Below are 17,038 nucleotides of genomic sequence, written 5' to 3' on the forward strand. Positions count from 1 at the left end.
GGTTGCACTTGGGGAAGCCCCGCCCGAGGGACGGTTGCACTTGTATGTACAAGAAAGCAGGATTTCGGGTTGCAAAAACTACCGCGGGGCAAGTCGCTTCGGTGCGCCGATGCGACTTGCCCCGCGGTAAAGCCAGTTCGGCCAGCGCCGATGTCAGCCCTTGTGCACGGCGGCAAATGCCTCGGCCACTTGACGCAGGTTGGCCGGGCGCAGCCCGGACATGCATACCCGGCCGCTGTCGATCAGGTACACGCCAAACTCTTCACGCAGCCGACGCACTTGTTCCACGCTGAAACCGGTATAGCTGAACATGCCCCGCTGGCGCAGGAAGAACTGGAAGTCCTGGCCTGGCAGCAGCTCGCCGAGCAGGTCGACCAGGCCCTGGCGCATGTCGAGGATGCGCTTGCGCATTACCTCCACCTCTGCGGCCCATTGCGCGTTGAGCGCAGCGTCACCTAGCACGCCGGCCACCAGCTGGGCGCCGAAAGCGGGCGGGCTGGAGTAGTTGCGGCGCACAGTGGCCTTGAGCTGGCCAAGCACGCTGGAAGCGGTGGCGGCATCATCACAGACCACCGACAGGCCCCCTACCCGCTCGCCGTACAGCGAGAAGATCTTCGAGAACGAGTTGCTGACCAGGCAAGGCACGCCGGCACGGGCCATTTCGCGGATCGCATAGGCGTCTTCGACCAGGCCTTCGCCGAAGCCCTGGTAGGCGATATCGAGGAACGGGATCAACTGGCGCGCCTTGACCACCTCTACCACCTGTTGCCACTGCTGCTGGTCCAGGTCGACGCCGGTGGGGTTGTGGCAGCACGGATGCAGCAGGACCACGCTGTTCTGCGGCAAGGCCTGCAGGCTGGCCAGCATGCCGGCGAAGTCGAGGCCGCGGGTGTCCGGGTCGAAGTACGGGTAGGTGTGCACCTTGAAGCCCGCGCCTTCGAAGATTGCCCGGTGGTTGTCCCAGGTCGGGTTGCTCACCCACACCTCGGAGCCTGGGAAGTAACGCTTGAGGAAGTCGGCACCGACTTTCAGCGCGCCCGAGCCGCCGACGGTCTGCACGGTGGCCACGCGGCCAGCGGCGACGGCCGGGTGCTCGGCGCCGAACAGCAGCGCCTGGATCGCCTGGCGGTAGGCGGCCAGGCCTTCCATCGGCAGGTACAGCGAGGCTTCATGGGGCTGGCCGGCCAGGCGTTTCTCCACCTCGGCCACCGCCGCCAGCTGCGGCACCACGCCGGCTTCGTCGTAGTACAGGCCGATACTCAGGTTGACCTTGGCGGCCCGCGGGTCGGCCTTGAAGGTTTCCATCAACGAGAGGATCGGGTCGCCGGCATAGGCATCGACATGTTTGAACACAGCGTGCAGCTCCTTGGAAATCAGGACAGTTCAGGAAAGGCTCAGGCGAGGATACCCGCAGAGCGCCACGAGGAACATCACCGAAATGCAAGCAGTCCCTGCACGCTTGCAAAGCACGCCGACAGCACACAGCTTGTCCACGTGCTGCTGAACCTGCAACTCGGCGCTGCCCCGGGATCGTACCCTGATCATTGCATTTGCTACCTGTCTGCCCCAAGCTCTGCGATACCGCCACCACGGACCGCGAGATGCCCAGACACCGCCTCCTCCTGATCGCCCTGTTACTTCTGCTTGTACTGCCCGTTGCGATCGGCTATCTGTGGCGTGACCGGCAACCCGCACCGCCCAGCCTGCCACCCCACAGTTACGCCAAGGCCCTGCGCCAGGCACATGATGGCCTGCCGGGCGCCGCGCGGGTGTTGTACCAGCAGTTGCAACGCGACGACCTGCCCCCCATCCGCCGCGCCGCGTTGTATGCCGAATTGCCCAACTACCCTTCGCCACAGGCCTTGAAACTGGCCAGCATGGGCCTCGAGCACGCCGATCCGTTGGTACGTCGGGCTGCCATCGGCAGCATCCGTCGCCTGTTGCCGGCCGCCCAGCGCAGCCTGGTTCTGGGGCCGTTATTGGAGGATGACGAGCAGAGTGTGCGCTTCGCCGCGGTGGATGCGCTGCTGGGCCTGGACCCGGACGCCATCGGCCTGTACTTCGGGCCCTTGCAGACGGCTCTGGAACAGTACGAACAGGCCCTGGAACAACAGCCTGACGACGCCGCCGCACAGCTGCACCTAGCCCGGCTCTACATGCACGAACAAGCCTATGACGCCGCCACACAGGCCCTGCGGCGCAGCCTGGCTGTGGCCCCAGAAGGCCTGGACGCCCTGGCCACGCAAGTCCGCTTGCTGGAGCAGCAGGGCCAGCATGACGCCTCCCGCGAGGTACTCGCCAAGGCGCTGGCGCTACGCCCTGACTCCGCCTTCTTGCAGTATGAACTGGGGCTGTGGCTGACCCGCCACGAACAACAGGAATATGCCCTGCTGGCACTTTCCCGGGCGGTCGAACTGGAACCGGAAAACACCGAGTACCGTTATACGCTGGCCATCACTCTGCATCAGTTGGACCAGCTCGATGCCGCGCAGAAACAGCTGGAGACCGTGCTCAACCGTCAACCCGCCAACCGCCAGGCCCGGGTACTACTGATCGAGTACTGGAAGGAAACCGGACAGTTGCAGAATGTCCAGGTGCTGCTGGCCGAACTTGAGCGGCAGAACCCGGACGACCCCTACTTGCAGCAGGGGCTGTGATCGCCGGCTTCAGGCCTGCAACATCCTCTGAATCTGCTCTACCAGCATCTGCAACGAAAACGGCTTGAACATCAATGCCGTGCCCGGTTCGTCAAGCAGGGACTGTTCCACCGGCTCGGCGGTATACCCGGTGATGAACAGGATCTTCTGTTCTGGCTTCATCATGCGCAGTGCCCTGGCTACCTGACGACCGCTGAACCCACCCGGCAGGCCGATATCGGTTATCACCAGGTCGAACGGGCCGCCATGCCTGAATTGCCCTAACGCGCTGTTGGCATCAGGCACGTCGCACACCTCGAAACCGTAATCAACCAGCGCCTCCTTCATCAGGCCACGCAGGTTGCTTTCATCATCGACCAGCAACAACCGTTCACTCTGCATCTGTCGCGGCGTCGCATCATGAGCGATGCTGTCCGGCAACGTCCCCTGATAGCGGGGGAACATCATGACGACCCTGGTACCCTGGTCGATCGCCGACTCAATCCACATCTGGCCGCCGGACTGCTGTACGAAACCATGCACCATAGGTAGCCCCAGGCCGGCTCCCTGCCCCAAGGGCTTGGTGGTGTAGAACGGCTCAAACACCCTTGCCAGGTCCTGACGACTCATGCCATGCCCATCGTCCTCGACCTGCAGCGTGACGTAGTCCCCCGGCGGCAAGGCTTCCGGCCCTTCGCTGGGCATCTCCAGCCGCTCGTTGGCGGTATGGATCGTCAGGTTGCCTTCACCCAGGCAGGCATCGCGTGCATTACTGCACAAGTGCAGAAGCGCGTTACGCAAGGTATCCGGATCGACCTGCAAGGGCCAAGGCGCCACATCCAGTTGCATATTCAAGGTCATCTCGGCGCCCAAGGTCTGGCGTAGTATGGGCTCCGCTTCCTCCAACAGCCGGTTGATGCTCAGCGGATTCGGCGCCAATGGCTGGCTCCGGGCAAACGCCAGCAAGTTCTGGGTCAGGCCAATAGCGCGCTGGGCACACTCCCGTGCCATTCGCACATATTCATCCACCCGTTCCATTCGTCCCTGGGCGAGGCGTCGTTCGAGCAGCTCCAGGCTACTGCCGACTCCCGACAGTACGTTATTCATTTCGTGTGCCAGCCCACCCGCCACCTTCACAACCCCTTCCATGCGCTGGCTATCACGCACCGCCGCCTCAGCCAGACGCTGGACCTCATGGCGGTCAGCGGTGATGTTCCTCCCCACCAGCGTCGGCAACAGCTGGTGGGCACTGCCAGTCCAACGGAACCAGCAGTAATGACCGTCGCTATGGCGAACCCGACCCTCGAAGGGCGGCGCGGCGTGTCCCTGCACAAGCGCCATCAGCGTCAACTGCGCTTCGGTACGGTCCGCGGGATGGAACAGGTCGGGGAGCGCCATTTGCATCGGCGCAGCCTCATCCCAACCCAGCAGCCGATGCCAAGCAGGGTTGGCCGTGCGCACGCGCAGGTCGGCGTCGAGCATCAGCATCACATCAGGCGACAGCTGCCAGGTATGTTCAGGATCGGCCAGGTACTGCGCCAGGCGCGCATCGAAGGATTGCGCCAGCTCGCGCCATTCGTGGCAGGCCCCGACACTGGCAGTGGTCTCGAACAGCGCGTGGAGAAACCCGGCAACCGCACCACCGTCGTCACGAATAGGCGAGAAGCAGCCAGAGACCCAGGCCTTGCCAGTGATACCCTCTCGATACACTGCCAACGGGGCATCCTCGATCAGGCTGCCCTGGCCCTGCAACACCTTGAATACGCTTGCCCCCATACTCTCCCATGACTGCTCCCAGAGCGCGTCGAAGGCACGCCCCTGGTGGTCGGCTGCGCCGCCCAGCAAGACCCGATAGGCGTCATTGTGGATGACCGTCAGGGCAGAGCCCCATGCCAGCGCACAGGGAAAGGGAGACATCAGTACCATGTCTACAGCGATGCGCAGGGTAGGCGGCCAGGAGGTCAACGCCCCCAACGGCGTCGCGCTCCAGTCGAAGCCGGCGATGGGCCTGCCCACCTCGGCCAGAGAAGACGACGGTGGTGCCAGGTGGATTACCTGGATATCTGCGCCTTGGGTGTGCAGGTCAGCGGCCAATATCTTCGTTCCACAGCTCTGGGTTGGCTTCGATGAACCGGCGCATCAGCGCCTTGCAGGTTTCATCGTCATGCACCTCGAGGCGCACGCCACGGTCGCCGAGCAACTGCTCTTCGCCCATGAAGGTGACGTTCTCGCCGATGATCACATGCTTGATGCCGTACAGCAGGATTGCGCCGCTGCACATGGCACAGGGCGACAAGGTGGTATAGAGGGTGGCCTGCTGGTAAACCCGGGCTGGCTGCCGACCGGCATTCTCCAGGGCATCCATCTCGCCATGCAGGATGGCACTGCCCTGCTGTACGCGGCGATTGTGGCCACGGCCGATGATCCTGCCCTCGTGCACCAGTACCGAGCCGATCGGAATGCCGCCCTCCTCGAGTCCCTTGCGGGCCTCGTCGATGGCGGCCTGCATAAATATGGAAGTGTCCTGATCCATGGCATCTCCCGGTAGTACGTCGACTTTTGCAGCAGCCTAGCACAGCGCCCGTGCCCATGGCGCATTGCGTGGCGAGGGCTATGCTCAAATGGCTTTTGATCTTGCTGGCCAAACGTTTTCCCATGGATTCGACGGGCATGCGCACATGAACAAGAAACTCCTGATCGTGCTGACCAATACCGCCAAGTATCCCGATATCAAGCGCGCCACAGGATTGTGGCTGGGAGAGGCCGTGCACTTTGTCGACGCAGTGCAAAAAGCGGGTTTTACCGTCGACTATGTCAGCCCGGCGGGCGGCTATGTACCGATCGACCCCCACAGCCTGCAGATGGCGCCGGACCTGGACTGGCAATGGTACAACGACAAGGCGTTCATGAACCGCCTTGGCGCCACCTTGAGCCCCGGCCAGGTCAAGGCCGACCAGTACAGCGCGATCTACTACACCGGTGGCCACGGCGTGATGTGGGACTTCCCCGACAACCAGCCATTGCAGGAGCTGACACGGCGGATCCATGAGCGCGGCGGCGCGGTCGCCGCGGTGTGCCATGGAGTAGTGGGACTGCTCAATATCAAGCTCGGCGACAACAGCTTGCTGCTCAAAGGGCGCAGGGTCACCGGCTTTTCCAATACCGAAGAAAAACTGGTTGAGCTGGACAAGGTGGTGCCGTTTCTCACCGAGAACGAACTGGGTGCTCGCGGTGGCGAGTACAGCAAGGCGGATGACCCGTGGGCGCCCTATGTGGTGGAGGACGGTAGCTTGATCACCGGGCAGAATCCGGCATCAAGCACCAAGGTAGCCGAAGCGGTGATCCGCTACCTGAACAGGCAACAATGAACGTTCGCCACAACTTAGCGCGGGGCAAGCCCGCTCCCGCCACCTTCCGGTGTGGAAGCGGGCTTGCCCCGCGATGGTGTGCTCGGCCGATTACTCGGTGCTCAACACGCCGCGACGCACCTGGTCACGCTCGATCGACTCGAACAGCGCCTTGAAGTTGCCTTCACCGAAGCCGTCGTCACCCTTGCGCTGGATGAACTCAAAGAACACCGGGCCCAGCAGCGTCTCGGAGAAGATCTGCAGCAACAGCCGCTTGTCGCCAGCCTCGGAAGCACCGTCCAGCAGGATGCCACGGGCCTGCAACTGATCGACCGGCTCGCCATGCCCTGGCAGGCGCTCCTCGAGCATCTCGTAGTAGGTCTGCGGCGGCGCCGTCATGAAGCGCATGCCGAAACCTTTTAGCGCGTCCCAGGTCTTGAGCAGGTCGTCGGTGAGGAAGGCAACGTGCTGGATACCCTCACCGTTGAATTGCATCAGGAACTCTTCGATCTGCCCCGCCCCTTTGGACGATTCCTCGTTGAGCGGGATGCGGATCATGCCGTCTGGGGCGGTCATCGCCTTGGAGGTCAGGCCGGTGTACTCGCCCTTGATATCGAAGTAACGGATCTCGCGGAAGTTGAACAGCTTCTCGTAGAAGCCAGCCCAGTAAGCCATGCGCCCGCGATAGACGTTATGGGTGAGGTGATCGATGATCTTCAGGCCCGCGCCGACCGGATTGCGGTCTACACCTTCGATGAACTTGAAGTCGATGTCATAAATCGAACTGCCCTCTTCATAACGGTCGATCAGGTACAGCGGCGCGCCACCGATACCTTTGATCGCCGGCAGGCGCAGCTCCATCGGGCCGGTCTCGATTTCCACTGGTTGGGCACCCAGCTCCAGCGCGCGAGCATAGGCTTCATGGGCGTTGCGAACGCGGAAGGCCATGCCGCACACCGAGGGACCATGCTCGGCGGCGAAATACGAGGCTACGCTCTTCGGTTCGTTGTTCAGTATCAGGTTGATACCGCCCTGACGATACAGGTGCACATCCTTTGAACGGTGGGTAGCCACCTTGGTGAAACCGAGGATCTGGAATACTGGCTCCAGCACGCCGGGGGTCGGCGAGGCGAGCTCAATGAATTCAAAGCCTTCCAGGCCCATCGGGTTTTCGAAGATATCTGCCATTTTGGTGTCCTCATCTGCAGCGAAAAACGGTTGATTACAGGCTTGCGATGTGGAGATGGCGTGGTGGTGAGCATGGGATCCCGCGCACGCTGCGGGCCAGGAAGTCACCAATGATCAGCTTGAACCCATGGTATGTCATATGGACCCATTCTCGGCGGGCTTGATTCCCCGGGAGGCGGAGAACCTTATTGTTGTATTCGTAACTCAATTCTACAGTGCGTAAATTTGTTTGTCGCGCTTTAGTTCGCAGGTTGTTCCGACAAACGGCTATCCTTTGCCTCACCATACCGTTGCATAGAAGGTCCCCACGCGCCATGCCCTTGACCGCCAAACGCCCTGCCCGCTGGAGCTGGCGCGCCCTGCTGCCCTGGGGGGTGGGTGTGGTGCCGCTCCTCTGTGGGCTGGCCGTGATGCGCTGGCAGACCGACCAGGAACTGCAGGCCGATAGCCTGGCCACGGCCAAGGAAGTAGCCAGCCATATTGAAGAGATCCTGGACAGCCTGGCCACAACCGCACATCGGTTGCTCCCCAAGGCCGGACAACCTTGCGACGAGGTGCAACTGGAACTGCGCATCGAGCTTACCCGCAATGCTTTCGTGCGTTCGACCAACCTGTTCGATCACAACCGGTTGTATTGCACCTCGCTATACGGTGATTTCGACGAACCAGTGAATGCCAGGGACTACACCAACGGGCAGCTATGGCTGATGAATGGCAACTCGGTCACCCCGGGGCATGCACTGCTGGTCTATCGGGCCAGCCAGCAGGAACACGGCGATCGGGGAGCGATTACCACAGTCGATGGCCGGCACCTGCTGACCGCGCTACACCTGATCGGCGCGGACAACCAGGTCAAGGTGCATGTTGGCAATCACTGGATTGGCAGTGATGGCCAGGTTCACAACGGCAAGCCGCCGGTCGCGGCCATCGCCGCTACCCAGTATGCGTCCACTCGCTATCCATTCGACGTGCACGCTGGATATGACGTGGGCAAGCGAGCCGCATTGATGCGCTCGCGCTACCCCGCTCTGCTGAGCCTGTTGCTGATACTGGGCGTGGCGGCAGGCGCGTCCTGTCGTTGGCAGATCCGCCGCGCCAGCTCATCGCGCAGCGAACTGGACCGGGCCTTGGACGCCGAAGAGTTCCTGCCCTACTTCCAGCCGGTGGTGCGCAAGGGTGATTACCGATGGGCCGGTGTCGAGGTCCTGATGCGCTGGCAACACCCACGCGAGGGCCTGGTGCGCCCCGACCTGTTCATACCCTACGCCGAGCACAGCGGCCAGATCGTCGCCATGACCCGCAGCTTGATGCTGCGCACGGCCCAGACCCTGGCTCCGCATGCGGCGTTGCTCGAGGACGGGTTTCACATCGGCATCAACATCACCGCCGACCACTGCCGTGACCTGGGCCTGCTCGATGACTGTCAGACCTTCCTCCAGCACTTCCCGCCTGGCCGCGTGGTGCTGACCCTGGAACTGACCGAGCGCAAGCTGATCGAGCCCACCCCGGTCACCCTCGACCTGTTCGAAAAACTGCACGCAATGGGGGTGATGATCGCCCTGGACGATTTCGGTACTGGTCAGTCAAGCCTCAACTACTTGCGCCAGTTCAATGTCGACTACCTGAAGATCGACCAGAGCTTCGTCGCCATGATCGGAGGTGACGCCCTGTCGCAGCACATTCTCGACACCATCATCGAGCTGTCCGCCAAGCTGGCCCTGGGCATCGTCGCCGAAGGTGTCGAAACCGAGGTGCAGCGCGACTATCTGGCGCGCCATGGCGTGGACTTCCAGCAAGGTTACCTGTTCGCCCGGCCCATGCCCGCCAGCGAGCTGCTGCTGGCCCTGGCCGCTCCTGTTGCCGCAACGCGGTCCCCCTGAGATCATGCGCGGCTGATCTACCCGCTCACTTACCCGTTTTCGAGGCATTCGTGTCAAAAGGCATTGTTTCGTCGGTCATGGCGTCCTGTCTGTTCGCCGTGATGTACTTCTATACCTCCTTCCTGAAGCCCCTGGATGGCGAGGAAATCTTCGGCTGGCGGACCCTACTGACTCTGCCCTGCCTGACGCAGTTCATGCTGGCATCCAGGGACTGGCAGCGGGTCGGTGAGCTGTTCGGGCGGGTGCGCCGCACACCATTGCTGTTGCTCGGCATGGTCGGCACATCGTGGTTGATGGGCGTGCAGTTGTGGCTGTTCCTCTGGGCCCCGCTGCACGGGCGCAGCCTGGAGGTATCGATGGGCTACTTCCTGCTGCCGCTGGCCATGGTGCTGACCGGGCGGGTGGTCTATGGCGAACGCCTGTCGCGCCTGCAGAAGGTCGCAGTGAGCTTTGCCGCGCTGGGAGTTGGCCACGAACTTTACCAGCACGGCAGCTTCGCCTGGGAAACCCTGCTGGTGATGATCGGCTACCCGATCTATTTCGTCCTGCGGCGGCGTTGCCGCACCGACCACCTGGGCGGCCTGTGGTGCGACATGTGCCTTCTACTTCCCTGGGCCTTGTATTTCGTCGTCCAGGGCCCGCTATCGACAACCGATCTGGCCGAACATCCAGGGCTGTACGGCCTGATCCCGTTGCTCGGGGCGATCAGCGCCTGCGCCCTGATCGCCTACGTACTGGCTAGCCGCCTGCTGCCGTTCAGCCTGTTCGGCCTGCTCAGCTACGTCGAGCCGGTGTTGCTGGTCGGCGTGGCCTTGTTACTGGGCGAGACCATCGGCCCCGACCAGTGGCTGACCTACCTGCCGATCTGGGCCGCCGTGCTGGTGCTGGTGCTCGAAGGCTTCAAGCACCTGCTGCGCCAGCGTCGCCGTTCGGTGTAAGGCGAACCTGCCGGACCCGGCGCTCCTCCACCGCCACCACGGTCATGGTCCAGCCATTCCAGGCCAGGTGATCACCCACCACCGGCAAGCGGTCCAGCAGGCTCATGACCAGGCCCGCCAGGGTCTGGTAATCCTCGGTGGCACGGGCGGCAAAACCGGTGCGCGCCTGGACCTGGGCCAGGTTCAAGGCGCCGCTGACAACAAAGCTGCCTGCCTCCTCGATCACCCCCGGTCCTTCCACCTCGCTCGCGTCCGGCAGCTCGCCGGCAATCGACTCGAGAATGTCGGTCATGGTCAACACCCCGGTGAAGTCACCGAACTCGTTGACCACGAAGGCAATGTGCGTCGACTGCCCGCGCATCTGCTCCAGGGCGTTGAGAATGCTGAAGCTTTCCAACAGGTTCAGTGGCGCGCGAGCCAAGGCTTGCAGGTCGGGCTGGCTACCGGACAGCAGTTCCTTGAGGAGCTCTTTCTTGTGCACGAAGCCCAGCGGTTCCTCGATATGGCCGTCACGGATCAGTGGCAGGCGCGAGTATGGCGAATTGACCAATGCCTGGGTAATCGCCTCGGCCGGCTGTGACAGGTCGATGGCATCGACCTTGGCGCGTGCCGTCATCACCGTGCGGATCGGCCGCTCGGCCAGGTTCAGCACACCGCTGATCATCACCCGCTCACGACGGTCGAACACCACCTGTTCTTCGCCACCCTCGACCAGGTCGGCGATTTCCTCGCCCACCTCGTCAGCCTCGACCCGGCGCCCGCCCATCAGGCGCAGCACGGCATGGGCGGTACGCTCACGCAGCGGCCGGTGCTGCTGCACGCTGCGCTTGCGGCGGGCACGGGCCAGCTGATTGAACAGCTCGATCAGCAACGAGAAGCCGATGGCCGCGTACAGGTAGCCTTTGGGGATATGGAAGCCCAGGCCTTCGGCGGTGAGGCTGAAGCCGATCATCATCAGGAAGCCCAGGCACAGCATGATCACTGTCGGGTGGGCGTTGACGAAACGGGTCAACGGCTTGCTGGCAACGATCATGATGCCGATGGAGAAGATCACCGCGATCATCATCACCGACAGATGCTCGACCATGCCCACGGCCGTGATCACCGCATCCAGAGAGAACACCGCATCCAGCACGACGATCTGCGCCACGATCGGCCAGAACGCGGCATGGCGGGTCACGCCGCCGCTCTGGGCAACATGGCCCTCGAGGCGTTCGTGCAGCTCCATGGTGGCCTTGAACAACAGGAACACACCACCGAACAGCATGATCAGGTCGCGGCCGGAGAAGGTCTTGCCAAACACCTCGATCAGCGGCGCGGTAAGGGTCACCATCCACGAGATGCTGGCCAGCAGGCCAAGGCGCATGATCAGCGCCAGCGACAGGCCGATCACCCGCGCACGGTCGCGCTGGTGTGGCGGCAGCTTGTCGGCAAGGATGGCGATGAACACCAGGTTGTCGATACCCAGCACCAGCTCGAGGACGATAAGCGTCAACAGGCCCAGCCAGGCCGTGGGGTCGGCTAGCCATTCCATTAGCAGGTACTCACTGGGGATGCGTCACGAGGACGGGGGAAGGATGGCCGGGACGGCCAAGGACTGGGGGGCTCCGCGAAGGTGCTCATAGGGACCTTGATAACAATTAGGGACGACGATCCTACAATCGAAGCAGAATTTTCCGATAGCGCAAAACTATTACAAAAGCTGTAAGGGGTATGACTCAGGCTTCAGGCACCCGCGGCGAGGCTTCGGCCTGCGCAGTCTTGGCCTTGGCCGGTGGCGTCAGGCGCAGCACCCGGTCGCGGCCGCCCTCGGCGAGCAGGTATCCGCCCTTGCCATCCGGGACGATGGCCTGCGGCGCCTTCAAGTAGCTGAGAACCGTGCGGCGCGTACCGTCACCATCGATACGCAACAGCCGCGCACGATGGCTCGAATCCTCGCTGATCCACAGCCCGCGCTGGTCGCAGAGCAGGAAGGTCGGGTTGCGCAGACCTTCGATCACCACCGGGTCATTTCCGCCTTCGCTCAGCGCACGAATCTTGCCGGTGGCCTTTTCGGTATACAGCAGGCGCCCGTCGGCGCAACGGGTCAGGCCCTCGGTTTCGGTAAGCCCCGAACGCAACACATCAAGCTCGCCGCTCTGCCAGTCATAACGCATCAATCGGCCATCCCCCTTGCGGTCCTCAATGGCGTAGAGGTGCAGGCCATCGTTATACAACCCCTGCACATTGTTACCGTCGAACAGCTGACTGACCTGGCCATCGCGCGACATGCTGACCGGTGCCCCGCCGACCTCCTGGCTGAACGCCCAGCCACCGTCGACGGCGACCATGCCGTCCGGCTTGGACAAGCCTTCGAGCACTACCATCCGGTCCCCCTCGGCAGTAATGCGCAGGATGCTGCCCTTGCCGCCGTTGAGCTCGCGGCTGACCAGCAGGCTGCCGTCGGCCTGAGGCAGCAGCGAAGCGGCCCGGGTCACCGAGTTGTGCAGTACCTGCACGTTCCAGCCCTCGGCGGCCTGCACCGGGTAGAAGGTCTGCCAGGCGAAAAAGCCCAAGGCACAGGCCACCAGGCCCGTGGAGGACGCCAGGGCGAGGCGAACACCGCGTTTGCGTAGCACATGCATCATCAAGTCGGCTCCTGGAAAGTGCGGGCGATGCTAGCAAGGTGATGTGAAAAAAATGTCGACGCCACGATTTCCAGGCGATTCTCTACACATGTCATTCAAGAAATGGATACCGTGTATTTCAACATTTAATTTGTGGATGACAGCGCTCGCCCCCTATGCTGTCCCGGCATCCCCTGCACGCACCGGCCGGTGTGGTCCAAGGCATGGGGAGAGAACAACAAAGTCGAGACCGTTCATGTCGAAACCTTCCTACTTCGCCCCCCACGGTGGGCACCCGGCTCAGACCGAGCTGCTGACTGACCGTGCCATGTTCACTGAAGCCTATGCCGTGATCCCCAAGGGCGTGATGCGTGACATCGTCACCAGCCACTTGCCGTTCTGGGACAAGATGCGCATGTGGGTAATCGCCCGCCCACTGACCGGTTTCGCCGAGACCTTCTCTCAGTACATCGTCGAAGTCGCCCCCGAAGGCGGCAGCGAGCGTCCTGAACTGGACCCGAACGCCGAAGCGGTGCTGTTCGTGGTCGAAGGCGAGATCGACGTAACCGTCGAAGGCAAGCACCACACCCTCGTGCCGGGCGGCTATGCCTTCCTCGCACCCGGCGCCGACTGGAGCCTGCGCAACAACAGCAAGGCCAACGTCACCTTCCACTGGCTGCGCAAGCACTACCAGAAAGTCGAGGGCCTGCCGGTACCCGAGTCTTTCGTCACCCACCGCGACAATGCCACCGTCATCGAGATGCCGGGCACCGAAGGCGCGTGGAAGACCACCCGTTTCGTCGACATGGCCGACATGCGCCACGACATGCACGTGAACATCGTGACCTTCCAGCCCGGCGGCGTGATCCCGTTCGCCGAGACCCACGTCATGGAACACGGCCTGTACGTTCTGGAAGGCAAGGCGGTGTACCGCCTGAACCAGGACTGGGTCGAGGTCGAGGCCGGTGACTTCATGTGGCTGCGCGCCTTCTGCCCGCAAGCTTGCTACTCCGGCGGCCCGGGCCCGTTCAGCTACCTGCTGTACAAGGACGTCAACCGTCACGTGCACCTGACGCTCAACCCGCAGCGTTGATGACCTTGCAGGAGCGGCAGCCCGCCGCTCCTGCAGTCTTGAGCCATACTGAGCGGACCGCCCCTTCCCGGCCTCCCGCCATGACCTTCCATCGCCCTCTACTTGCCCTGCTGCTCCTGTTGCCGGGCGCGTTGCCGTGGGCAGACGACTGGCAACTCGCGCATCAGGAAAACGGCATCGATGTCTACCTGGCAAGCGTCAACGGTTCGGCCTACCAGCAATTTCGCGGCGTCGCCCGGATCAAGGCTAGCGTCCGTACCTTGAGCGACCTGCAGGAAAACCTGCGCGTGGCCTGCAAATGGCTGTACGCCTGCGCCGACATGCGTCTGCTGGAAGTGGACGGCGATACCACCTGGGTCTACCTGACCACCGCCCTGCCCTGGCCGGCCAAGCCCAGGGACATGGTGCTCAAGGTGCGTACCGAGCGCCTGGACGACGACTCCCTGGTGCGCCACCTGAGCGCCGAGCCCGGGCGGGTGCCGACCGAACCCGGGCTGATCCGTGTGCGCCGGCTCAGCGGCGAATGGATCATGCGCCCCTTGGGCGAGCGCGATACCGAGGTCACCTACCAGCTGCGTGCCGACCCGGCCGGTGATGTGCCGGGTTGGCTGGCCAACCGCTTCGTGGTGGATGCGCCGATGGTCACCCTGCGCACCCTGCGCGCCGTGGCCGAACGCCAGCCGTAAAGCTCACCGGCTGCGCAGCAGCAGCGACGCTGCGGCGCAGGCCAGCAGCGCCACACACGACAGGTAGAACGCATCCGAATAGGCCATCAGGTACGCCTGCTCGCGCACGCTCTGGTCTATCAACGCCAGGGTCTGCATGACCTGCGGCGACTGCGGGTCGACCATGCCACCCGGCAGGCGCTGTTGCAGCGCGCCGTCGAACAGCGTCAGCCCTTCGCCGACCCGCACCGAATGAAAACGCTCGCGCTGCGACACCAGTTGCGTCAGCAACGCCGTGCCCAGCGCGCCGCCGAGGTTGCGCAGCATCGAGATCAGCGCCGAGGCCGAGCCGGCCTGGGCCTTGTCCAGGCCCTTCACCGCGAGCACCGACAGCGCCACCATGATCAACGGCTGGCCGATGCCACGCACCACGGTCGAGGGGATGATCACATTACTGCCCGAGTCCACTGTCAGCGTCGATCCCAGCCAACAGCCCAGGGCCATGATGGCGAAGCCGCTGGCCACCAGCAGCTTGGCGTTGAGCCAGCGCATCAGGCGCGGCAGCAGCGGCGCCAGCAGTAGCTGGACCATGCCGTAGGCGATCAGGCTCTTGCCGATCTCGCTGGCGCTGTAGCCCTGCACCAGCGACAGGTAGTTGGGCACCAGGAACACCAGGCCGAAGGTGGCCGCGCCGAACACCGCCATGGCCAGGCTCGCCACGCCGAAGTTGTAGCTGCCCAACAAACGCAGGTTGATGAACGGCCGTCCCCCCCACAGCTGACGCTGAATGAACAGGCCCAGGGCGATGACAGCAACGATGCTGAAAGCGACGATGAAGCGCGATTCGAACCAATCCTTGCGCCCACCCTCCTCCAGCACCACCTGTAATGCCCCCAGCCCCAGCGCCATGGCTGCGATACCCAGCCAGTCGGCCTGGCGCAGGGCGCTACGGTCACCGGCCTGGCCCTTGATCGACCAGGCCACCGCCGCCAGCAGCGCCACCCCTGGAGGCAACTGCAGCAGGAAGATCCAGCGCCAGGAATACATGTCGGTGAGCCAGCCTCCGATCGACGGGCCGGCGGCCTGGGCCACGCTGTTGGACAGGCTGAACAGCGCCATCCCCAAGGCCAAGCGGCTGGCCGGCAGCTCGGTAATGATCAGTTGCATCGACAACGGGATCAGCACCGCGCCCGAGGCGCCCTGGATCACCCGCAAGGCGATCATCGCCTCCAGGCTGCCGGCCATGGCGCAGCTCACCGAGCTGACCAGGAACACCGCTGAGCCCACCAGCATCACCCGGCGCAGCGAGAACACCTGCACCAGCCAGGCGGTCAGCGGGATCATGCTGATCTCGGCCACCAGGTAGGCGGTGGAGATCCAGGACCCTTCCTCGAAGCTGGCTCCCAGCGCACCCTCGATCTCGGGCAAGGCAGCGCTGGTGACATGCACGTTCATGCCAGCCATGAAGCAGCCGAACAAGCCGCCGATCACCGCCACCCAGGCCCGCAGGGAGACTTTGTCCTCAGCGCTCATGGCGGGCCTGCCGGGTGTCGACGGTAGCGATCACCGACATGCCGGGCAGCAACCGTGGGCTGTCATCGCCCTCTGGGTCGAGTTGGATACGCACCGGGAAGCGCTGGACGATCTTGGTGAAGTTGCCGGTGGCGTTGTCCGGCGGCAGCAAGGCGAACACGGCGCCGGAGCCTGGCGAGACGCTGTCCACGGTGCCGCGCCAGTGTTGGCCGAAGGTATCGACCTCCAGCGTCACCGCCTGGCCGGGACGCATGTGCGCCAGCTGGGTTTCCTTGAAGTTGGCGACCACGTACGCCTGCGCTACCGGCACCACGGCCAGCAACGGCAGGCCGGGGGTGACGTACTGCTGCTGGCGCACCTTGCGCTGGCCTACCACACCATCGAAGGGCGCGCGAATCTCGGTGTCGGCCAGGGCGCTGCGGGCCAGGTCGGCCTCGGCGGCAGCCTGGTCGAGGTCGGCCTGGCGCTGCAGCAACTCGGCCTCCAGCTGCTTGCCCTGCTGCTCCAGCATCGCCTTGCGTGCGTGCTGGCGGGCCAGTTCGGCATCGGCGGCGCGCTGCAGCGCCTGAGACTGGATGCGGGTGGCGCGGGCCTGCTCCATCCGCTGCACACTGACCGCTTGCCATTGCGCCAGGTGCTGGTAACGCTGCCAGTCGGCCTCGGCCCGCTGCGCCTCGCCTCGGCTACCACCGCGTTCGGCATCGGCGCGGGCGATGGCGTGGGTCTGCTCTTCTTGCTCGGCGACGAAAGCGCGCAGGCGCATACGCTGCACCTGCAACGCCGCCTCACTCACCGCCAGGTGCGCCTCGGCCTTGCGCAGGCGGTCGCGAAAATCGCGCGCGTCCAGGCGTACCAGCAGGTCGCCGGCCTTGACCGTGGCGTTGTCCGCCACTGCCACCTCGGCCACGTAGCCACTGACCCGGGCACTGATCGGCGCCCAGTCAGCGCGCACGTAGGCATCGTCGGTCTGCTCCAGGAAACGCCCGTCGAGCCACCAGTAGGCGCCATAGGCCGCCACCAGCAAACCCAGGCCCCCGGCCAGGCCGAAGCGCAGCAGGCGCTGGCGGCGCCGGGCGCGAATTTGCTCGAGGGTGTGCTGGGGATCTGGGCTGACCGCCTGGTTCATGCTGGGCTCCATCCGGTGGGGGGAGC

At 63.8% G+C, this 17,038-nt stretch carries 13 protein-coding genes and 1 pseudogene; 6 read left to right on the top strand and 8 right to left on the bottom strand.

Features of this window, described 5'->3' with window-relative positions:
- Positions 1-153 precede the first annotated feature (153 nt).
- Positions 154-1,353 carry an amino acid aminotransferase gene (locus C3F42_RS02750; RefSeq protein WP_094012128.1) on the bottom strand — a complete coding sequence of 400 codons (1,200 nt, stop codon included), beginning with the start codon at positions 1,351-1,353 and terminating at the stop codon, positions 154-156.
- Positions 1,354-1,601: 248 nt separating this feature from the next.
- Here C3F42_RS02750 and C3F42_RS02755 point away from each other — a divergent pair, with 248 nt between their 5' ends.
- Positions 1,602-2,657, top strand: a complete 1,056-nt coding sequence (locus C3F42_RS02755; protein ID WP_094012127.1) for a HEAT repeat domain-containing protein — start codon at positions 1,602-1,604, stop codon at positions 2,655-2,657.
- A gap of 9 nt (positions 2,658-2,666) precedes the next feature.
- Here the strand turns inward: C3F42_RS02755 and C3F42_RS02760 are convergent, their stop codons facing one another.
- Positions 2,667-4,730 (bottom strand): ATP-binding protein, encoded by a 2,064-nt coding sequence (locus C3F42_RS02760; protein WP_177182938.1) that lies wholly within the window; start codon positions 4,728-4,730, stop codon positions 2,667-2,669.
- Positions 4,720-5,169, bottom strand: a complete 450-nt coding sequence (locus C3F42_RS02765) for a nucleoside deaminase (RefSeq protein WP_094012126.1) — start codon at positions 5,167-5,169, stop codon at positions 4,720-4,722. The genes C3F42_RS02760 and C3F42_RS02765 overlap by 11 nt, the downstream gene beginning before the upstream one ends.
- 145 nt (positions 5,170-5,314) lie before the next feature.
- On the opposite strand from C3F42_RS02765, the gene C3F42_RS02770 reads away from it, so the two are divergent.
- Positions 5,315-6,004, top strand: coding sequence for a type 1 glutamine amidotransferase domain-containing protein (locus C3F42_RS02770; protein ID WP_094012125.1), 690 nt, complete (start codon positions 5,315-5,317; stop codon positions 6,002-6,004).
- 90 nt (positions 6,005-6,094) lie between these two features.
- Here C3F42_RS02770 and hppD read toward each other — a convergent pair whose 3' ends face one another.
- Entirely contained in the window at positions 6,095-7,171 is a 1,077-nt protein-coding gene (gene hppD / locus C3F42_RS02775; RefSeq protein WP_094012124.1) for a 4-hydroxyphenylpyruvate dioxygenase, read from the bottom strand.
- 314 nt (positions 7,172-7,485) lie between these two features.
- Between hppD and C3F42_RS02780 the strand changes: the two are divergent.
- A pseudogene (locus tag C3F42_RS02780) lies at positions 7,486-9,067 on the top strand (EAL domain-containing protein).
- 34 nt (positions 9,068-9,101) lie between these two features.
- A complete protein-coding gene (gene rarD, locus C3F42_RS02785) occupies positions 9,102-9,989 on the top strand; it encodes an EamA family transporter RarD (protein ID WP_104443926.1) in 888 nt (295 codons plus the stop codon).
- On the opposite strand, the gene C3F42_RS02790 is transcribed toward rarD, so the two are convergent.
- On the bottom strand, positions 9,952-11,523 hold the full coding sequence (locus tag C3F42_RS02790) for a TerC family protein (RefSeq protein WP_038706062.1): 1,572 nt from the start codon (positions 11,521-11,523) through the stop codon (positions 9,952-9,954). The two genes, rarD and C3F42_RS02790, sit on opposite strands and share 38 nt — an antisense overlap.
- A 184-nt stretch (positions 11,524-11,707) precedes the next feature.
- A complete protein-coding gene (locus tag C3F42_RS02795; RefSeq protein ID WP_094012121.1) occupies positions 11,708-12,616 on the bottom strand; it encodes a hypothetical protein in 909 nt (302 codons plus the stop codon).
- 235 nt (positions 12,617-12,851) lie between these two features.
- Here C3F42_RS02795 and C3F42_RS02800 point away from each other — a divergent pair, with 235 nt between their 5' ends.
- Positions 12,852-13,688 carry a bifunctional allantoicase/(S)-ureidoglycine aminohydrolase gene (locus C3F42_RS02800; protein WP_023630973.1) on the top strand — a complete coding sequence of 279 codons (837 nt, stop codon included), beginning with the start codon at positions 12,852-12,854 and terminating at the stop codon, positions 13,686-13,688.
- A gap of 80 nt (positions 13,689-13,768) precedes the next feature.
- A complete protein-coding gene (locus tag C3F42_RS02805) occupies positions 13,769-14,374 on the top strand; it encodes an START domain-containing protein (protein WP_094012120.1) in 606 nt (201 codons plus the stop codon).
- Positions 14,375-14,377: 3 nt separating this feature from the next.
- On the opposite strand, the gene C3F42_RS02810 is transcribed toward C3F42_RS02805, so the two are convergent.
- Complete coding sequence (locus C3F42_RS02810) at positions 14,378-15,886, bottom strand: MDR family MFS transporter (protein ID WP_094012119.1); 1,509 nt, start codon at positions 15,884-15,886, stop codon at positions 14,378-14,380.
- Complete coding sequence (locus tag C3F42_RS02815) at positions 15,876-17,012, bottom strand: HlyD family secretion protein (protein WP_094012118.1); 1,137 nt, start codon at positions 17,010-17,012, stop codon at positions 15,876-15,878. Before C3F42_RS02815 ends, C3F42_RS02810 begins: the two co-directional genes overlap by 11 nt.
- Positions 17,013-17,038 lie beyond the last annotated feature (26 nt).

Source organism: Pseudomonas sp. PONIH3, from assembly GCF_002934345.1.
Classification (GTDB): Bacteria; Pseudomonadota; Gammaproteobacteria; order Pseudomonadales; family Pseudomonadaceae; genus Aquipseudomonas; species Aquipseudomonas soli.